General features: G+C 74.4%; 14 protein-coding genes and 1 pseudogene. 9 read left to right on the top strand and 6 right to left on the bottom strand.

The features are described from left to right. Position 1: 1 nt before the first annotated feature. Positions 2-430, bottom strand: coding sequence for a DUF948 domain-containing protein (locus QI554_RS38795; RefSeq protein WP_281477348.1), 429 nt, complete (start codon positions 428-430; stop codon positions 2-4). Between the two features lie 354 nt (positions 431-784). Next, positions 785-1,393: a 30S ribosomal protein S4 gene (rpsD, locus tag QI554_RS38800; protein WP_281477349.1), complete on the bottom strand. Its 609-nt coding sequence runs from the start codon at positions 1,391-1,393 to the stop codon at positions 785-787. Between the two features lie 123 nt (positions 1,394-1,516). On the opposite strand from rpsD, the gene QI554_RS38805 reads away from it, so the two are divergent. The 3 genes from QI554_RS38805 (at position 1,517) to QI554_RS38815 (ending at position 5,124) form a co-directional block, all read left to right on the top strand. Further along, positions 1,517-2,344 carry a DUF2470 domain-containing protein gene (locus QI554_RS38805; protein WP_281477350.1) on the top strand — a complete coding sequence of 276 codons (828 nt, stop codon included), beginning with the start codon at positions 1,517-1,519 and terminating at the stop codon, positions 2,342-2,344. 164 nt (positions 2,345-2,508) lie between these two features. Then, positions 2,509-4,008, top strand: a complete 1,500-nt coding sequence (locus tag QI554_RS38810; RefSeq protein ID WP_281477351.1) for a threonine/serine exporter family protein — start codon at positions 2,509-2,511, stop codon at positions 4,006-4,008. A 249-nt stretch (positions 4,009-4,257) separates the two neighbouring features. Then, positions 4,258-5,124, top strand: coding sequence for an MBL fold metallo-hydrolase (locus QI554_RS38815; protein WP_281477352.1), 867 nt, complete (start codon positions 4,258-4,260; stop codon positions 5,122-5,124). Here the strand turns inward: QI554_RS38815 and QI554_RS38820 are convergent. Together QI554_RS38820 and QI554_RS38825 are read right to left on the bottom strand one after the other, a co-directional pair. Continuing rightward, a complete protein-coding gene (locus QI554_RS38820; RefSeq protein ID WP_281477353.1) occupies positions 5,112-6,497 on the bottom strand; it encodes a replication-associated recombination protein A in 1,386 nt (461 codons plus the stop codon). The genes QI554_RS38815 and QI554_RS38820 overlap by 13 nt on opposite strands. An 84-nt stretch (positions 6,498-6,581) precedes the next feature. Further along, positions 6,582-7,394 (bottom strand): vWA domain-containing protein, encoded by an 813-nt coding sequence (locus QI554_RS38825; RefSeq protein ID WP_281477354.1) that lies wholly within the window; start codon positions 7,392-7,394, stop codon positions 6,582-6,584. 216 nt (positions 7,395-7,610) lie between these two features. Between QI554_RS38825 and QI554_RS38830 the strand changes: the two genes are divergently transcribed. The 6 genes and pseudogenes from QI554_RS38830 to QI554_RS38855 form a co-directional block, all read left to right on the top strand. Further along, positions 7,611-8,798, top strand: coding sequence for an Lrp/AsnC family transcriptional regulator (locus tag QI554_RS38830; RefSeq protein ID WP_281477355.1), 1,188 nt, complete (start codon positions 7,611-7,613; stop codon positions 8,796-8,798). 302 nt (positions 8,799-9,100) lie between these two features. Next, complete coding sequence (locus QI554_RS38835) at positions 9,101-10,675, top strand: ABC transporter substrate-binding protein (protein ID WP_281477356.1); 1,575 nt, start codon at positions 9,101-9,103, stop codon at positions 10,673-10,675. Then, entirely contained in the window at positions 10,660-11,655 is a 996-nt protein-coding gene (locus QI554_RS38840) for an ABC transporter permease (RefSeq protein WP_281477357.1), read from the top strand. The genes QI554_RS38835 and QI554_RS38840 overlap by 16 nt, the downstream gene beginning before the upstream one ends. Continuing rightward, entirely contained in the window at positions 11,652-13,646 is a 1,995-nt protein-coding gene (locus tag QI554_RS38845) for a dipeptide/oligopeptide/nickel ABC transporter permease/ATP-binding protein (RefSeq protein ID WP_281477359.1), read from the top strand. Before QI554_RS38840 ends, QI554_RS38845 begins: the two co-directional genes overlap by 4 nt. Positions 13,647-13,809: 163 nt before the next feature. After that, entirely contained in the window at positions 13,810-14,601 is a 792-nt protein-coding gene (locus QI554_RS38850; RefSeq protein WP_281477360.1) for an ABC transporter ATP-binding protein, read from the top strand. Between the two features lie 21 nt (positions 14,602-14,622). Further along, positions 14,623-14,721 (top strand): annotated as a pseudogene (locus QI554_RS38855) (RsmD family RNA methyltransferase); the annotation flags it as partial. 726 nt (positions 14,722-15,447) lie between these two features. Here QI554_RS38855 and QI554_RS38860 read toward each other — a convergent pair. Together QI554_RS38860 and QI554_RS38865 are read right to left on the bottom strand one after the other, a co-directional pair. Next, a complete protein-coding gene (locus QI554_RS38860) occupies positions 15,448-16,539 on the bottom strand; it encodes an Lrp/AsnC family transcriptional regulator (RefSeq protein ID WP_281477361.1) in 1,092 nt (363 codons plus the stop codon). 13 nt (positions 16,540-16,552) lie between these two features. Further along, the gene (locus QI554_RS38865; RefSeq protein ID WP_281477363.1) at positions 16,553-18,043 is read right to left on the bottom strand and encodes an AMP-binding protein; all 1,491 of its coding nucleotides are present in this window, start codon (positions 18,041-18,043) and stop codon (positions 16,553-16,555) included. Positions 18,044-18,076 lie beyond the last annotated feature (33 nt).

Consider the following 18,076-nt stretch of genomic DNA (forward strand, 5'->3'; position numbering starts at 1 on the left):
GTCAGGACCTCCCCCGGGCGGCGCGCTGGCGCGCGATCCGCTCGGCCTTGGCGGTGGCGCGCACCCGCTTGGCCATCTCGGCGCGCTGCTGCCCGGACAGGGCGCGGCGGACGCCGTACGAGAAGGCCGCGGTCTTGACCAGCGGGCCGCCGAGCGTGGCGGCGACGGTCGAGGAGAGCGCGGTGGCGTTGCCGGACATCGTCTGCACGTTGCCGGCGATCTGGTCGACGCGCGCGAGCTGGGCGTTGGTGGCGCGCACCGCGTCGGTCATCTCGTCGAGCAGCTGGGGGGTCCGGTCCGCCATGTCGGAGACCAGGCGGGTGGCCTCCCTGAGCACCGAGACCAGCTTGACCAGCACCACCGCGAGGAAGGCGACGAGGATCGCCCAGAACGTCGCGATGATCATCAGCGCGACTTCTCCACCCGACACGTTCGATGCGCTCCTTCAGCGGCCGAAATGCAACGGCTGTCGACAAAGTGAGAGGGCGTCACCTGGGACACAGCCGCACGGGCGACCCCGGGACCCCGACCCTACCGCGCCGTAGCGGGAGAGTCGCCTGACACTACCGGCCATGCGGGGTGGTGTGCACGGACCGGGCGTGACCTTGTCGGGAGAGCGTCGTTATGGGTACTGAGGGTTGCCCTGTGGCACAGGGCACGAGGGCCCTGCTCCGCAGTCGGAGCAGGGCCCTCACCTTTTCGGTACATATTCGGCCGCGCGGCACGTGCTGCGCGTCGCGCGGGTCGGCGCGGGTCAGCGCGGGTCAGCGCGGGTCAGCGCGGGTCAGCGCGAGTAGTACTCGACGACGAGCTGCTCGTCGCAGACCACCGGGATCTCGCGGCGCAGCGGCAGCCGGTCGAGGCGGGCGGCGAGCGCGCCGAGGTTGACCTCGATGTACTTGGGCGTGGTCTCGGCCGCGAAGCCGCCGGCGCGGACGACCTCGAACAGCGCCTTGCCGCGGCTGCGCTCGCGCACCGTGACGACGTCCTCGGGGCGCAGCCGGTAGCTGGGGCGGTCGACCTTGCCGCCGTTGACCTCGAAGTGGCCGTGGCCGACCATCTGGCGGGCCTGGTAGACGGTGCGCGCGAAGCCGGCGCGCAGGACGAACGCGTCGAGGCGGCGCTCGAGGGAGACGACCATCTCCTCGCCGGTCTTGCCCTGGTGCTTGTGGGCGGCGTCGAAGGCGGCGCGCATCTGGGTCTCGTTGATGTCGTACTGCGCGCGGAGCTTCTGCTTCTCCAGCAGGCGCACCTTGTAGTCCGACGCCTGCTTGCGGCCGCGGCCGTGCTCGCCCGGCGGGTAGGGGCGGTTCTCGAGGTACTTCTGGGCCTTGGGCGTCAGGGCGATGCCGAGCGCACGGCTGCGCTTGACCTTGGGGCGGGCCTGGTTCAACGGGTCCTCCGGATCGGTGGGTACTTGCCAGCCGCGGCCTTCTTAGGTAAGCCTAACCTTATCGCCACGGCGCCTCGGGAGGGAAGTCCGCCCCGGGCCGTCCCCTCGCACCAGGAGGCCCGCATGCCACGCCCCACGCCGCACTCCCCCGCCGCCTCCCCGCAGCACGACCCGTGCGCGGCCCGGCGGGCGCGGGGCTCGCGCCCGGCCGCCGCGACCCGCGCGCGGACGCTGGCCGGCCACGCCGCGTCCGCGGTCGTCGAGCTGCCCGGTGCGCTCGGTGAGGGGCAGGTGGTGCCGGCCGCGCGCGCCGTCGAGCCCGACGGTTCCGTGCTCCTGCTCCTCCCGCCGGAGGTCGGCGCCGCGGTGCTGACCGCGCGGGACGACGTCGCGGCGGTGCTGCACCTGGTGGACGTCGCGCCGGTGGCGGTCCCGCAGCGGGTCCGCGCGCACTGCTGGATCGCCGGGTGGCTGTCCGCCCCGACCGGGGCCGAGCTCGCCGAGGCCACCGCGCGGCTCGCGGCGGCGGGCCGTGAGCCCGCGCTGCTGACCCGCGCGGGACAGCGCTCGGGTGCGGTGGTGCGGTTGGAGCCGGGCGAGGTGCTGGTCGACGACCTGTGGGGCGCCGAGCACGTCGAGCCGGACGAGTACGCCGACGCCGCGCCCGATCCGCTGGCAGAGGACGAGGCCGAGCTGCTCCAGCACCTGTCCGCCGGGCACGGCGCCGAGCTGGAGCGGGTGTGCCGGCTGGCCGGGGCGGCCGTGCCGGGCGACCGCGTCGTCCCGGTGGTGCTGGACCGGCACGGGCTGCGGCTGCGCTGCGTCGGCGCCGACCGCACGGTCGACGTCCGGTTCGAGTTCGACGCCCCGGTGTCCGATGCGGCGGAGCTCGGCGAGGCGCTGCGGACGCTGTTCCACGGCCCGGCCGTGACCGAATCCGACCGCACCTAGCGGTTGATGCCTGTTCGCTTCACGTATTTCGCGGTCTTTCGTCCGCTGTCTGATCGACCTCCGACACCTTGTTTTCGGCGCGCCATGCCGTTCCGATTGAAGGGTTACCGCGTTCATAGGGCACTGTGGAGGGGCCCCAGCGATCAGAAGGAAGGACGGCGACGGTGTTCGAGCGCCCCGGGCGACCCGACACCACCGGGAACGGTGACGGGGACCAGGCCGCGGCGGCGGACGCCGCCGAGGTCGAGCGCGTCGAGACGACGGGCACCCGGCTGCCGTGGCATCCGCCGCCGCTGTCGGCGCTCCCGTGGCAGGACCGCATGCGCACCCGGCTGCGGTTCAGCGGCTCGACCGCCCTTCCGCCGCCGGACAAGACCGAGCCGTCCAACGTCGCGCCGCGCGTGCTCGACCTCGCGCTGCGCACCGGCGAGCTGCTGCTCGCGAGCGGCGAGGGCGGCGAGGACGTCGAGGCGGCGATGCTGGGCATCACCGACGCGTACGGTCTGGAGCGCTGCACGCCGAACGTCACGTTCACCGTGCTCACGCTGTCCTACCAGCCGTCGCTGGTGGACGTGCCGATCACCGCGGAGCGCGTGGTGCGCCGCCGGGCCACCGACTTCACCCGGCTCGCCGAGGCGCACCGGATGGTCGAGGACATCACCACCGGCGAGGTGACGCTGGAGGACGCCTACCACCGGCTGGTCGAGATCCGCCGCAACCGGCACCCGTACCCGAGGCGGCTGGTGCTGGTCGCGACCGGCGGCATCGCGGCGACCGCGAGTGTGCTGGTCGGCGGTGGGCCGGTGGTGGCGTGTGCGGCGTTCGTCGCGGCGGTCATCGGCGACCAGCTGGCGCAGGGGCTGGCCAAGCGCGGCGTGCCGGAGTTCTACCAGTTCGTGCTGGCGGCGATGCCGGCCGCGGCGATCGCGGTGGGGCTGATCAAGGCGGACATCGGGATCCTGCCCTACGCGGTGGTCACCGGTGGCCTGTTCGCGCTGCTGCCGGGACGAGCACTGGTCGCGGCGGTGCAGGACGGCCTGACCGGCTTCTACATCACCGCGTCGGCACGGCTGATGGAAGTCTTCTACCTGATCATCGGCATCATCTGCGGTGTCGCGATCGTGCTGTACGGCGGCAACCAGCTCGGCGTCGAGCTGAGCGTCGAGGGCTCGTTCTACCCGGCGTCGCGGCCGCCGGTGCAGTTGCTGGCCGCCGCGGGCGTGTCGCTCACGTTCGCGGTGCTCGTGCAGGTGCGGCCGCGTGCGCTGCCGATCGCGGCGGCGGGCGGCGCGTCGAGCTGGGCGATCTTCGAGGTGCTGCGCATCGCGGGCGCCTCGCCGATCCTGGCGACCGTGGTGGCGACCGGAGTCGTGGGCCTGTTGGGGCAGTTGCTGGCCCGCGCCGGGCGTACGTCTGCGCTGCCGTACGTGATCCCCGCGATCGGGCCGCTGCTGCCCGGTAGCGCGATGTACCAGGGAATGCTGGGTCTCGCGCTCGGGCACACCGACCGCGGCTGGCTGGGGCTGGTGAACGCGGCGGGGCTGGCGCTGGCACTGGCCGTCGGGGTGAACCTGGGGAGCGAGGTGGCGCGGTTCGTGCTCCCCGCGCCGCAGCGCGGCGGCCGCGAGAAGCGGGCCGCGGCGAAGCGGACCCGCGGGTTCTGACCGGACCGCGGCGGATCGCCGTAAAGCAGCGCCGGCCGGGGCGGTTCGGGTCGGGCGCCGTACGCCACCGGCCGTCCCCTGGAAGATCCTTGAGCGGAAGCGGACGGCGCCCGGTGCTTGATTTGTACCGCGCGCCAACGCTTTGTTTCAACCCCTGTGTTCAAGCAGTCGCCTGAGTGAGAGTGTGTGCCCCTGCGGCCTGTTCGGCAGGTCGGTGGCGGACTTTCGCACCTTCGGAGGTTTTCGGTCATGGCGACGTGGCGGGTGGGTTCGGCAACGGTGCACAAGGTCGTCGAGGTGGAGTTCCCCCTCCCGGTGGCGGGGGCGCTCCGCACCTCGGACGAAGGGCTTCTGGACCGCTACCCGTGGCTCGCGCCGCATTATGCCTCTCCCGGCGGGCTTTTCACGATGTCCTTTCACGCCTTGCTCGTCGACACCGGCGACCGGCGGATCCTGATCGACACGTGCATCGGCAACGACCGCACCCACCCGATCGTCCCGCCGCTGCAGACGGGATGGCTCGACGTGCTCAAGGACACCGGCTACCCGCCCGAGACGATCGACACCGTCGTGTGCACGCACCTGCACTTCGACCACGTCGGCTGGAACACCCGCCTGGTGGACGGCGCGTGGGTGCCGACGTTCCCGAACGCCCGCTACCTGATCCCGCGCGCCGAGTGGGAGTTCTGGCGGACCGGGGCGGAGTCCGACGGTCGCGCCGAACTCGCCGACACCGTCGACCCGTTGCTCGCCGCCGACCTCGTCGACTTCGTCGAACCGGGGCACCGGGTCGCGGACGGCATCACCCTGGAGGCCGCGCCGGGGCACACCCCCGGACAGGTCGCCGTGCTCATCGAGTCAGCGGGCCCGGCGGGCGTCGAACGCGCCGTCGTCACCGGCGACCTGGTGCACCACGCAGTGCAGTTCGTCGCGCCCGAGGTGGGCAGCCCGTCCGACGAGGACCCCGCCCAGGCCACCGCGACCCGCCGGGCGTTCGTCGAACGCTACGCCGACACCGGGACGTTGGTGCTCGGCACGCACTTCCCCGACCCGTCGGCGGGCTACCTGACCCGGGCCGACGGCGAACTGCGGTTCGTCGTCGCTCAGGACGGCTGAGCCGCGCCGCCCGCCTCGGGGCCCGAGCCCTCGCGGCCGAGCTTGCCGCGCAGCCACTCGGCGATGTTCGCGTAGCGGTCCTCGTTGCCGTGGCGGGTCGGCTGGTAGTAGCGCCTGCCGTGGACGGCGTCCGGCGCGTACTGCTGCGCGGCGACGCCGCCGGGGACGTCGTGCGGGTACACGTACCCCTTCGCGTGGCCGAGCTTGGCGGCGCCCTTGTAGTGCCCGTCGCGCAGGTGCGCCGGCACCGGGCCGGCCAGGCCGGCGCGCACGTCAGCGAGGGCGGCCTCGATCGCGAGCGTCACCGCGTTCGACTTGGGGGCGAGCGCCAGCGCGATCGCGGCGTGCGCGAGGGTCAGCTTCGCCTCGGGGAAGCCGATCAGAGCGACCGCCTGTGCGGCGGCGACGGCGGTCTGGAGCGCCGTCGGGTCGGCCATGCCGATGTCCTCGGACGCGGAGATCATCAGGCGGCGCGCGATGAAGCGCGGGTCCTCGCCGGCGTCGATCATGCGCGCGAGGTAGTGCAACGTCGCGTCGACGTCCGAGCCGCGGATCGACTTGATGAGCGCGCTGGCGACGTCGTAGTGCTGGTCGCCGTCGCGGTCGTAGCGCACCGCGGCGCGGTCGACGGCCGCCTCCAGGGTCGCCAGCGCGACGGTCTTCTCGCCGCGGTCCACCGCGGAGCCGGCGCCGGCCTCCAGGGCGGTGAGCACGCGCCGCGCGTCGCCGCCCGCGATGCGCACGAGGTGGTCCTCGGCGTCGGGGTCGAGCGTCACCGCGCCGTTCAACCCGCGCTCGTCCTCGACGGCGCGGCGCACCAGCGCGCGGATGTCGTCCTCGGTGAGCGGTTCGAGGGTCAGCAGCAGCGACCGGGACAGCAGGGGGCTGATCACGGAGAAGAAGGGGTTCTCGGTGGTGGCGGCGATCAGCGTGACCCAGCGGTTCTCGACCGCAGGCAGCAGCGAGTCCTGCTGCGCCTTGGAGAAGCGGTGGATCTCGTCGAGGAACAGCACCGTCTCGCGGCCGTGCGCGCCGGCCTCGCGGCGTGCCGCGTCGATGACCGTGCGGACCTCCTTGACGCCCGCGGTGATCGCCGACAGCTCGACGAAGCGGCGCTTGGTGGCGTGGCTGACCACGTACGCGAGCGTGGTCTTGCCGGTGCCGGGCGGCCCCCACAGGATCACGGAGGAAGGCGCCGTGACGCCGTTGCCGGCCCGCACCAGGCGGCGCAGCGGGGACCCGTCGCCCAGCAGGTGCCCCTGCCCCACCACCTCGTCGAGGTCGCGCGGGCGCATCCGCACGGCGAGCGGCGCGAGCGCGGGCTCCCTGCTCTGGCGCTCTTCGGCGGCGGCGATGAAAAGGTCCGGTTCCACGGGTACCGAGCCTAACCGGCGCCGCCGACAAACCGTCCGGGTGTGTACGGCGTCATAGGCGGGCCGCGGCACGCCCGACGCGGGCTACCGCAGGACGCCGGCCCGGCGGGCGGACTGCAGCCACTCCGGGAACTCGATCATGAGCTGGTCGTAGAGCGTCTCGTCGCTCATCCGGCGCGGGTCGGGACCGGCTTCGAAGAACCCGGCGTTGTCGACGACCCGGTAGCGCGGCGCGGGCAGCTCGTCGAGCCGGTGCAGGAACTTGAAGTCGTCCTTGCCGAAGCCGACGAACTGCCAGAAGATCGGCAGCCCGGCCGCCTTGCAGAGCACCTTCTCGGCGTGCTTGGCGTTGTTCGGGGCGCCGTCGGTCTGGAAGACGACGTACGCGGGATCGGTCGCGCCGCAGTCCTCGTAGTGGTTGATGACCGCCTCCATCGCGGCCACGTAGTTCGTCGTGCCCATGTGCCCGAGGGACTGGTGCAGCTTGCCGATCCGGCCCTGGTAGTCGCTGAGCGAGATCTCCTGGACCTTGTGCGCCTTGCTGTCGAAGAACACCACCGGCACGACGCCGTCGTCGTCGAAGTGCGCGGCGGCGGCGAGCACGCGTTCGGCGAGCGACTGGACGCTGCCGTCGCGGTAGAAGCTGGTCATGCTGCCCGAGCGGTCCAGGACGAGGTAGACCGCCGCGCGCACGCCCGCGAGCCGGTGCTTCTCCAGGCTGACGCCCGCCGCCTTGTAGAGGCTGACCAGGCCCGGTGCCTCGCGCTCGATCTTGTCGAGGCTGACCGCGGAGCCGCTTCCGGTGCGTACCGTCGCGCGCGGCACAGACGGGGGCGCCGGGGGTGCGGCGGGTGCGGACGTGTTCCGCCTGCGCCGCTTGAACAGCGAGAACGGCATGGGTGCCTCCTTGTCGCGGACGGCGGACAAGCCGACCGCTTCCACGCTGTCAGAGACGGTGCCGCCGCGCTGCGGGTTTCTCCCTCACACGAGGGCAACTCCCGGGTTCGGCGACGGAATCGGCCACGTCGATGACCTGGTGGAACCATCCCGCACGGTGGCTACGGTGGCCGGGCGCCGGCGGCCGCGCCGGATCCGCGCGCTCCGGGGGGTCCCATGCAGCGTCCGCCGTCCGCCGCACCCGCACGTGACCCGTCGAGCCCCGCCCCGGCGCGGGACGGCGGCCTGGACCGGCTCGACCAATGCCTCGTCGACGCGCTCCAGATCCGGCCGCGCGCCCCGTGGACCGAACTCGCGCCGGTGCTCGGGGCCGACGCGGTCGCGCTCGCCCGGCGCTGGCGGCGCCTGGTCTCCGACGGACGCGCGTGGGTCACCGCCCATCCGCACCCGGAGTTCGTGTGCGCCGCCAACGGCGGCATCGCGCTCGTCGAGATCACCGCCGAACGCCGTGCGGCCGAGGGGCTCGCGGCGCGGCTGGCCCACGACGCGGCCGCGGTGTCCGTCGACGTCGCCACCGGCGGACGCGACCTCCTGGTGACGGTGATGACGGCGCGCCTGGAGGAGCTGCTGCACTACGTCCAGCACCGGTTCGCCGCGCTGCCCGGCGTCGTGTCGACGCGGACCCACGTGGTCACCGCGGTGTACGCGGACGGCGGCGGCTGGCGGTTGCGGGCCCTCGACGCCACGCAGCGCGGCCGGCTCACGGCGTCCGCCCCGACACAGCCGGTCTCCCAACCCGTGCCGTACGGCCAGGCGCGGGTGGCCGAACCGGGCCCGGGCGACGCCGACCTGGTCCGCGCGCTCGGCGTGGACGGCCGCGCCACGCACACCGACCTCGCGGCCCGCACGGGGACGTCGGCGACGACGGTGGCGCGGCGGATGCAGCGGCTGGTGGCGTCGGGCACGGTGCGGCTGCGATGCGAGGTGGCACAGCCCGAGTCGGGCCGGCCGGTCGGCGTGACACTGTGGCTGCGCGTCCCACCCGCGCGTCTCGCGTCGGTCGCCCGGGAGTTGGCCGTGCATCCGGACGTGCGGATGTGCGCCGCGGTCGCGGGTACCGCCAACCTCGTGCTCCGGCTGTGGCTGCCGGGGGTCGCGGAAATCCCCGCGTTCGAGGCGGAACTCCTCGACCGGTTCCGGGGCGTCGACGTGGTCGAGCGCGCGCTGACGCTGCGGCCGGTCAAACGGCTGGGCCGCCTCCTGGACGGTCGGGGCCGCGCCGAGGCGGCGGTCCCGATGGACCTGTGGGGTGGCGCGGAGCCGGGCACCCCGCCGGACGTGTGGGGTGCGCGCGTGCCCCGCGGACCGGGTCCCCACTCCCCCGCGCCGCCGCTGGGCGGCTGACCCGTCGCGCGGCGGTCCCCGACGTCGCGGTCCGGATTCCCCCACGCCCGCGGCGGGCCGCTGACCTGCGAGGTCAACACGGTTGGAACACCCGTGTGACCCGGATGGCACGCGGCGAGGGCGCGGGCGGCGGGCCCCGTGGCGAAAACCGCGCTCGGGCCCGTCTGTTCGGGGGTTTCCGGCGCACCCGGCGGCCGGTCGCGCGGCGCGGCGAGTGTGGGGGAACTGCGAGCGACCACGTCCGCGGCACCCGCTGCGGGCCGCGGACGGGTACCTGTGTGGCCCTGTGTGGAGGGAAGCCGATGAGACGTGTCAGCCGGAAATGGTCGGCGGGAGCGGGGGTGGCCGCGGCGTTCGCGCTGGTGGCCGCGTGCACGACCGGCGGGACCGGGAGTGGGTCGGGGTCCGGCGGGGCGTCGGGCAGCGGCGGCGGTGACGCGGTGGTGCGCACCGCGTTCACCTCGGACCCGAAGAGCTTCGACCCGGCCAAGGGCGACAACCTCAACGACTACCTGTCGGCGCGGCTGCTGTACGACACGCTGGTGCGCCGCGACGACGGCGGTGTGCTCGTCCCGGGTCTGGCGACCTCGTGGTCGTCGACCGCGACGTCGGTCGACCTGACGGTGCGCGGCGACGCGAAGTGTTCGGACGGCACGCCGCTGACGGCATCCGTGGTCGCCCGCTCGCTGACCTACTTCTCCGCGCCGGAGACCAAGGCGCCCGCCGCCAAGCAGGTGTTCGGCACCGGCAAGGTGGCGGTGACCGGCGACGACGCGGCCGCCAAGGTCCACATCGAGCTCGACCACCCGTGGGCGGACGTGCTCTTCGGGCTGGCGATGCCGCAGACCGGGATCGTCTGCGACGCGGGCCTGAAGGACCCCGCGGGGATGGCCGCCGGGAAGGCGCCCGGCACCGGGCCGTTCACGCTGCAGGACGCCAAGCGGGGCGCGTCGTACACCTTCGCGCGCCGCGCCGACTACACGTGGGGCCCGCGGTTCGCGGTCATGCCGCAGGGCAAGCCGCCCGCGTCGCTGGTCGCGTCCGTGGTCGGCAACGAGAGCACGGCGGCCAACGAGCTGCAGACCGGCGCGCTCGACCACGCCGCGCTCACCGGCCCGGACCTGGACCGGTTCGGCTCCGACTGGGCCAGTACCACGCTGTCCAGCTCGAACCAGTTCGTGGTCTACAACGAGCGCGAGGGGCATCCCGGCGCGGACCCGCAGGTGCGGCAGGCGGTCGCGGCGCTGATCGACCGCACCGCGTACAACAACGCCTCGACGCGCGGCAAGGGCGCGCTGCTGACCAGCATCAGCGACGAGACCAGCCCGTGCGTGCTCAAGCAGCCCTACAAGTACGAGGGCATGGACGCGGCGACCGCCAAGAGCGTACTGAACGGCCGCAAGATCCGCGTCCTCGGCCTGAACGTCATCTCGAACGGCGCGGGCACGGCCTACCTCCAGGCGATCCTGAAGGACGCGGGCGCGGACGTCGAACTGCGCAACGTCGACCTGGCCACGTGGGCGAGCGAGTTCATCGGCAACCAGGGCCAGTGGGACCTGGGCGTGATGGTCAACATCAACCTGTCGGCGACGATGACCACGCCGGGCAGCTTCATGACCGGCGACAGCCCGCCCAAGGGCCGCAACATCGGCGGGACCGGAAACGCGGACTACGACCGCGAGTTCCTCGCCGCGCTCGGCACCACCGACCCGGCGCAGCACTGCGCGCACTGGGAGGCCGCCCAGACGGCGCTGATCAAGCGGTACGACACGGTGCCGCTGTCGACGGTCCCGCAGAAGAACGTGTACGCCAAGCGCATCTCGGCGGTGACCCCGGGCGGCTACTCCGACCTGGCGCTGCTGTGGGTGAAGGGCTGAGCGCGATGGCCGTGCTCGACGAGGCGCCGCCGTGGCTCGGGTTCGCCGCGCGGCGGCTGGGCGGCGTGCTGCTGGTCCTCACCGCGCTGGTGGTGATCACGTTCGCGATCGTCCAGCTGATGCCGGGTGATCCGGCGCGCGTGGCGGCGGGCGCGAACGCGACGCCGGACCAGATCACGCGGATGCGCCACGACCTGGGGCTCGACCGGTCGGTGCCCGCGCAGTTCGTCGACTACGTGGGGAACCTGCTGCACGGCGATCTGGGCCGCAGCTTCCACACGCAGGAGAACGTCGCGGACATCGTGGCCGACCGGCTGCCGTACACGGCGGAGCTCGCGCTGCTGGGCATCGTGGTGATCCTGGTGGTCGCGATCCCGTTGGGGATGCTGGTCGCGGTGCTGTGCCAGAACGGCCGCCGACGGCGGCTGGACGGCGCGTTCACGTTCGTCACCGGATTCGTCGGGTCGACGCCGGAGTACGTGCTCGGCACGCTGCTGGTGTACGTGGTCGGCATCAAGCTCGGCTGGCTCCCGGTGGCCGGTGCCGCGACGGTGGACGCGCTGGTGCTGCCGGTCGTGGCGATCTCGCTCGGGCCGGTGTGCACGATCGCACGCATCGTGCGGCGGGAGACCGCCGTGGTGCTCGGCCAGGACTACTTCAGGACCGCGCGCGGGCGGCGGCTGCCGGCCCGCCGGCTCTACCTGCGGCACGCGCTGCCGAACCTGCTGACCAGCACGCTCACACTCGCGGGCCTGCTGCTGGCCGGGCTGCTGGGCGGCACGGTGATCGCGGAGAGCGTGTTCGCGTGGCCCGGTCTCGGCACGCGCGTCGTCGAGGCGATCACGCAGCGCGACCTGCCGGTCGTCCAGGGCGTCGTGCTGGTCCTGGGGTCGCTGGCGTGCCTGATCAACCTGCTCATCGACGTCGTGCTCGGGTTGCTCGACCCGCGCACCCTGTCCGGGAAGGCGGCCGGCTCATGACCGCGACCCGCGTGCGCAAGCGCGCACGACCCAACGCCATGCTGGTGACCGGACTCGTGGGCCTGACCGCGCTGTTCGTGCTCGCCGTGGTGGCGCCCTGGATCTGGGGCGACCGCGCCGACGAGCTGGGGCCGAGCGTGCACCTGGGTTCGTCGGGCGAACACTGGCTCGGCACCGACGCGTTGGGGCGCGACCTGTTCGCCCGCACCCTGGTGGCGACCCGGCTGACGCTCGAACTCGCCGCGCTGGCCACGGCCATCGCGTCGATCGCGGGGACCGTGCTGGGGACGCTGATCTGGGTGAGCGGCCCGCGCGTCCGCGCCGTCGGGCTGCGCGTGGTCGACGTGATGATCTCGTACCCGGCGGTCATCCTCGCGCTGACCATCGCCGCGATCCTGGACCCGGGCCCGAAGGCGTGCGTCATCGCGATCGGCGTGGCGGGCTGCCCGTCGTTCGCCCGGCTGACGGCCAACCTGGCGGCGTCGGTCGCGGGACGGGACTTCGTGGCGACGGCACGGCTGCTCGGCGTGCCGTCCCTGCGGCTGATGCGCCGGCACATCCTGCCGAACATCGCCGAACCGCTGCTGGTCCTGGTGTCGGTGTCGTTCGCGCACTCGCTGATGGCGCTGTCCGGACTGTCGTTCCTGGGCCTCGGCGTGCAACTGCCGGACTACGACTGGGGGCAGCTGCTCAGCACCGGCCTGCAGAGCCTGTACACGAACCCGGCCGAGGCGGTCGGCCCGGCGGTCGCGATCGTGCTGGCGGGGCTGAGCGCGGGGTTCGTCGGCGACGGGCTCGCCGCGCGGGCGGCGTCGACCTCGGGCAACTCGGCTGCGGTCAAGCCCGGTTCCCGTAAGGCGTCCGCGTCGGCGCCGGTTGCGACGGGCACCGACCACTCCGTGCCGGACGACGCCGTGCTGGTCGTGTCCGACCTGCGCGTCCGGCGGCCGGACGGGACCGCGCTGGTCGACGGTGTGACGTTCCACATCGGCGCGGCCGAAATCGTCGGCGTGGTCGGCGAGTCCGGGTCCGGCAAGAGCCTCACCGCGATGGCCGCGGCACGGCTCCTGCCCGGCGGGCTGCGGGCCGAGGCGCACGCCCTCGAGCTGCGGAACCCCGGCGCGGAGCCGCTCGCCCTGGCCGCCCCCGGACGGGACGGCGCGGCGGTGCGGCGCAGGCTCGCCACCGAGATCGGGATCGTCTACCAGGACCCGTCGGCGTCGTTCAATCCGGCGCTGCGGCTCGGCGGCCAGCTGACCGAGACGCTGCGGGTGCACCTGGGGGTGTCCCGCCGCGAGGCGCGGGAACGCGCGGTCGAGCAGCTGGAGTTCGTACGGATCGTCGACCCGGAGGCACGGCTGCGGGCGTATCCGCACGAGCTGTCGGGCGGCATGCGCCAGCGCGCGATGATCGCGTCCGCCCTGCTGACCCGGCCCCGGCTGATCATCGCCGACGAGCCGACCACCGCGCTGGACGTGACGGTGCAGGCCGAGGTGCTCGCCCTGCTGCGGGCGGCGAACCGGCGGGACGGCACGGCGATGCTGTTCATCTCGCACGACATCGGCGTCGTGACGGACCTGTGCGACCGCGTGCTGGTGATGTACGCGGGCCGGCTGGTCGAGGAACTGACCGCGGCGGAACTGCGGGACGGCCACGCGCGGCACCCGTACACGAAGGCACTGCTGGCCGCGACCCCGCGCCTGGAGCCGGACGGGGAGGCGGACGGGAAGCTGGACGCCGAGACCGGGGACGGCCTGCTCGCGGCGATCCCCGGGCGGCCCCCGCAGCCCGACGAGCGCCCGGCGGGCTGTGCGTTCGCCGACCGGTGCGCGGCGGTGCTGCCGGTGTGCCGGGACACCCCGCCGCCGGTGCGGGTGCTCGCGCCGGGGCGCACGGTCGCGTGCCACCTCCCGGAGACCGGCGCCCCCGTCCCGGTGCAGGCCGGCCCGAAGGCCGGCCGGCACGACGCGGCCGTCGAGGCGGTCGGTTGACGCGCCGGCCGCGCGAGCGGCGTTCCGCCCCGGCGGAAGCCGCTCGCGCCTTGCGACTCGGGCAACCCGCCGCCTCCCGGCCGGAAGGCCGCCATCCCCACGGAGGTATCCGATGAACACCACTCCGACCGGCACGGCCCGGAGTGCACCCGAAAGGAACGCGGTGGAGACAGCCGAGCCGGCCGAGGTGCTGCGCGCCGAGGGGGTGACCGTCGCGTTCGGGCGGGGCGCCCGCCGGAAGACCGTGCTGCACGGGGTCGACCTGTCGCTGCGGCAGGGGCACACCGTCGGGCTGGTCGGCGAGTCCGGGTCGGGCAAGTCGACGCTCGCCAAGGTGATCGTCGGGCTGGTCCGGCCGGTCTCCGGGCACGTCGCCCTCGACGGCGAGGACGTCACCGGGCCGCGCGGCCGGGCCGCCACGCTCGCGCTGCGCCGTCGCGTCCAGCTCGTGCCGCAGGACCCGTACGCGTCGCTGAACCCGCGGATGACGGTGGGCGAGGCCATCGCCGAGGCGATCGACCCGCGGCGCGGCGGACTGGCCCGGCACCGGGCGGCGGTCGAGGCGCGGCTGGCGCAGGTGGCGTTGGACCCGGAGGCCGCCGACCGATACCCCGCGCAGTTCTCCGGCGGCCAGCGGCAGCGCATCGCGATCGCGCGGGCGCTCGCCGTCGAGCCGGAAGTGGTCATCGCGGACGAGGTCACCTCCGCACTGGACAGCTCGGTGCAGGCCGAGGTGCTGAACCTGCTGACCGGGCTGCGCCGTTCGCTGTCCCTGACGATGCTGTTCATCTCGCACGACCTGGCGGTGGTGCGGCACGTCAGCGACGAGGTGGCGGTGCTGCGGCACGGGCGGCTGGTCGAACACGGCCCGTGCGCCGAGGTGTTCGGCGCGCCGCGCGAGCCGTACACGAAGGTCCTGTTGGCGAGCGTCCCGGGGCGCGGCGGATCGGCGTAGGCCCGCGACGTGGCCGCGGCACTTTCCCTGGCGCGCGTCCTCGACCTGTACGCGGGCTCGGGCGCCGTCGGCCTGGAAGCGCTGTCGCGAGGCGCCGCGCACACGCTGCTGGTCGGGACGCGGTGGCCGGCACGACGGTGCGCGCCGACATCAAGGCGGTCGCGCTGCCCGGACGGGCAGCCATGCGGTGGGCGCGGCGTCGGATCACCCGTGGGACCGGTCCGGGAGGTCTTGTCGGTGACGGGCGCGGAGCAAGCCCGACGTGCGGTGCCCGAGCCGCGGCCCGCGCAGGATCCTCTGGACGGCCCTGGCCGGGGCGGGTCTCACGTCGCGCCGGGTCCTTCCGGCCCTCCCTCGGGCCGTGCGTCGCAAGGCGCAGGGGTGGGGAGGGCCGGACGGACCCGGCTGCTCGTACTCGGTCGTGCTCGCGAGGTCCCGCAACGCGGCGAGGCGCCAGGCGGCGCGGCGTCGGCGAGGGCGGTGGGGGTTCCGGACACATGCTGCGTGCGCGGTGGGACGGCCTTGGACTGCACCCGGGTTCTGCCGCCGTGCCATCGCAAGGCTCCCCCGGCTTCGGCCGGAGAGCGCGGCGACAAGGGCCGCCGGGCCCGGAGCTGCCCGTGGTTGCGCGCCGGCCCTGAGACACGAGGCGCCGGTCCCGCGCGCCGCGCCGCGCCCCCCCTCGCGGGGGTGGTCGACACCGGACCCGTAGCGCCGGGGCGCCAACGCGTCACCGCCGCAGCTCAACGAGGAGGCGACCGGGACGGGCGCAAACGCGGCGAGAATCCGTGGCCGACCCGCGTGTGGTTCCAGGCAGCGCGGCGTCGGCAGGATTCCGGACGGGTGCTAAGCCCGGACACGGGGGCGGGGGTCGGTGGGTGCGTCGGTCCAGAGGTCCGGAGGGACGTGGCCGACGGCGCGTCCCGCCGGGTCCAGGATGCGGCCGACGCGTTTGACCACGCGTAGCGCCAGGGCGCGGTCCACGACGGTGGCCTTCGGGAACTGGCGGACGATGGCCGCCTCCAGCCGCTGGACCTCCTCGACGCGGTGCAGCCACAGGGTGACCGTCAGGTTCGCCGCGCCGACCGTTGAGGAGCACATGCGGGTGCGGCTGAACGACGCGAGGGCGCGCGCGGTGTCGGCGGCCTGGTCGGTGGGGACCGACAGCCACAGGTGGGCCTGGATGGGCCAGCCGAGCAGGCTGTGCGCCGCGTCGCCGCGCAGGACGGCGGTTCCGGAGTCGAGGAGCCGGCGCACGCGGGCGCGCACCGTGCTCTGCGGCTGCCCGGTGCGGACGCTGAGCTCGGCGTAGCTCATCCGGCCGTCCTCGGCGAGGTGCGCGAGGAGTTCGCGGTCGAAGCCGACGACCGACACGGGGGCGGCGCGGGCGGGTTCGTGGGCGCGGAGGGCGGCTCGCTGGGAGCGGTCGAGCGCGTCGGGGCGCCAGTGGCCGGTGTCGCGGTGGACCCGGACGACCGGGGTGGTGCGGACGGCGCGGACACCGTCGACGGCGGGGATCCGGTCGAGGACGTACTCGGTGAGCGCGGTGCCCTGGGGGGCGGCGGCGGTGACCAGGATGTCGCGGTCGCCGGTGAGCAGTTCGACGGTGACGGCCTGCGGGTCGCGGGCGAGGGTGTCGGCGACGCGGGCCACGCTGCCCGCGTGGCAGTCGAGTTCGACCAGCGCGACGCCGGCCGGTGTCGGGGTGCTGCCGCCCGGGTGGCAGGTCACCCAGGCGGCGCCTTCGGCGGAGAGCCGGGCCCACCGCCGCGACAGCGTCGCGGGGTCGACGTCGAGGATCGGGGCGAGGGCCGCCCACGAGGCACGCGGGCTGATCAGGACGGCGTCGACCAGCGCGAGGTCCAGTTCGTCGAGGACGGCGGGGGCGGCCGCGCCCGCGAAGCCGGTCGCGGCACGTGCCGTGGCGGTGGATGTCATCGGGCCTCCGGGCTCACGCGTCCGTGCTGAGCTGCTTCTTCTGGACCTTGCCGAGCGCGTTGCGCGGCAGCGCGTCGACGCGGACCACGCGGCGCGGCCGCTTGTGCACGGACAGCCCGGCCGCCACGAAGTCGGTCAGCTCGCGGTCGGTGACCGCCGGCTCGGCGACGACGAACGCGACGATCTCCTGGCCGAGGTCGGCGTGCGGCACGCCCACGACGGCGGCCTCGCGGACCGCGGGATGGGAGAGCAGCGCGTCCTCGACCTCGCCGGCGCCGATCCGGAAGCCGCCGCTCTTGATCAGGTCGGTGGCGGCGCGGCCGACGATGCGGTGCCGGCCGTCGGGGTCGACGGTGGCGAGGTCGCCGGTGCGGAACCAGCCGTCGGGGGTGAGCGCGGCGGCGGTGGCGTCCGGCCGGTTCAGGTAGCCGGCGAACAGCGTCGGCCCGCTGACCTGGAGTTCGCCGATCGTGCGGCCGTCGGCGGGGACGGGCGTGCCGTCCTCGGCGGCCAGGCGCGTGGTGATGCCGTCGAGCGGGTGCCCGACGGTGCCGGGCGGGCGCTCGCCGTCGGCGCGGGTGCTGACGGTGATGAGCGTCTCCGTCATGCCGTAGCGCTCGACGGGGTGGTGGCCGGTCAGCTCGGCGACGCGGGCGAACACCGGTGCGGGGAGCGGCGCGCTGCCGGAGACCAGCAGGCGTGCGCCGCGCAGGGCCCGTGCGGCGGCGGGCTCGTCGGCGATGCGGGACCACACGGTCGGCACGCCGAAGAACAGGCTTCCGCCGTGCTGTTCGGCGGCCGCGGCGTAGCGCTCGGCGGTGGGGCGGCCGGTGTGGACGAGGCGCGATCCGGTGCGCAGCGCGCCGAGGACGCCGAGGACGAGGCCGTGGATGTGGAACAGCGGGAGTCCGTGCACGAGGACGTCGTCCGCGCTCCAGTCCCACGCGGTGGCGAGCGCGTCCAGGTCGGCGGCGACGGCCCCATGGGTGGTGAGAACGCCCTTGGGGGCGCCGGTGGTTCCGCTGGTGTACAGGATCAGGGCGACGGTGTCGGACGCCGGCGCGGGGAAGGACGTGCCGGCCTGACGGGCCAGGTCGATCGGGAGCGTGGGCACGCCGGTGTCGGCCCAGGCCCCGGGGGTGGCGGGGCCGAAGCCCGGGTCGAGCAGCGCGGCGGCGCCGGAGTCGCGCAGGATGTGCGCGCGCTCGAGCGGGCCGGAGTCCGGCGGCACGGGGACGACGGGCACGCCGGCCTGCAGTCCGCCGAGCACGGCGGCGACCGTCTCCAGCGACGCGGTCGCGCGGACGGCGACGGCGGGCAGGCCGCGGACGTCCTGGGCGACGGCGGCGGCCGCGGCGAGCAGCGCCGCGCGGTCGGTGGCCCGGCCGTCGACGACCAGCGCGTCGGGGTGGTCGGGCAGCCCTTCCGGCGTGGCGGCACAAAGAGGGGCGGGCGCGAAGCGCGCTGTGGGCGGCGACGGGTGGTCTGGCGCGGGTGTCGGCATGGCGGTGTCTCCCGGGCGGGTCAGGGCCCGGCG

Source organism: Yinghuangia seranimata, from assembly GCF_029953285.1.
Classification (GTDB): Bacteria; Actinomycetota; Actinomycetes; order Streptomycetales; family Streptomycetaceae; genus Yinghuangia; species Yinghuangia seranimata.

Coding starts and splice junctions, on each gene's coding strand:
- QI554_RS38830 (WP_281477355.1), top strand. CDS start 7,611: ATGCAGCGTCCGCCGTCCGCCGCACCCGCACGTGACCCGTCGAGCCCC.
- QI554_RS38815 (WP_281477352.1), top strand. CDS start 4,258: ATGGCGACGTGGCGGGTGGGTTCGGCAACGGTGCACAAGGTCGTCGAG.
- QI554_RS38845 (WP_281477359.1), top strand. CDS start 11,652: ATGACCGCGACCCGCGTGCGCAAGCGCGCACGACCCAACGCCATGCTG.
- QI554_RS38865 (WP_281477363.1), bottom strand. CDS start 18,043: ATGCCGACACCCGCGCCAGACCACCCGTCGCCGCCCACAGCGCGCTTC.
- QI554_RS38805 (WP_281477350.1), top strand. CDS start 1,517: ATGCCACGCCCCACGCCGCACTCCCCCGCCGCCTCCCCGCAGCACGAC.
- QI554_RS38835 (WP_281477356.1), top strand. CDS start 9,101: ATGAGACGTGTCAGCCGGAAATGGTCGGCGGGAGCGGGGGTGGCCGCG.
- QI554_RS38860 (WP_281477361.1), bottom strand. CDS start 16,539: ATGACATCCACCGCCACGGCACGTGCCGCGACCGGCTTCGCGGGCGCG.
- QI554_RS38825 (WP_281477354.1), bottom strand. CDS start 7,394: ATGCCGTTCTCGCTGTTCAAGCGGCGCAGGCGGAACACGTCCGCACCC.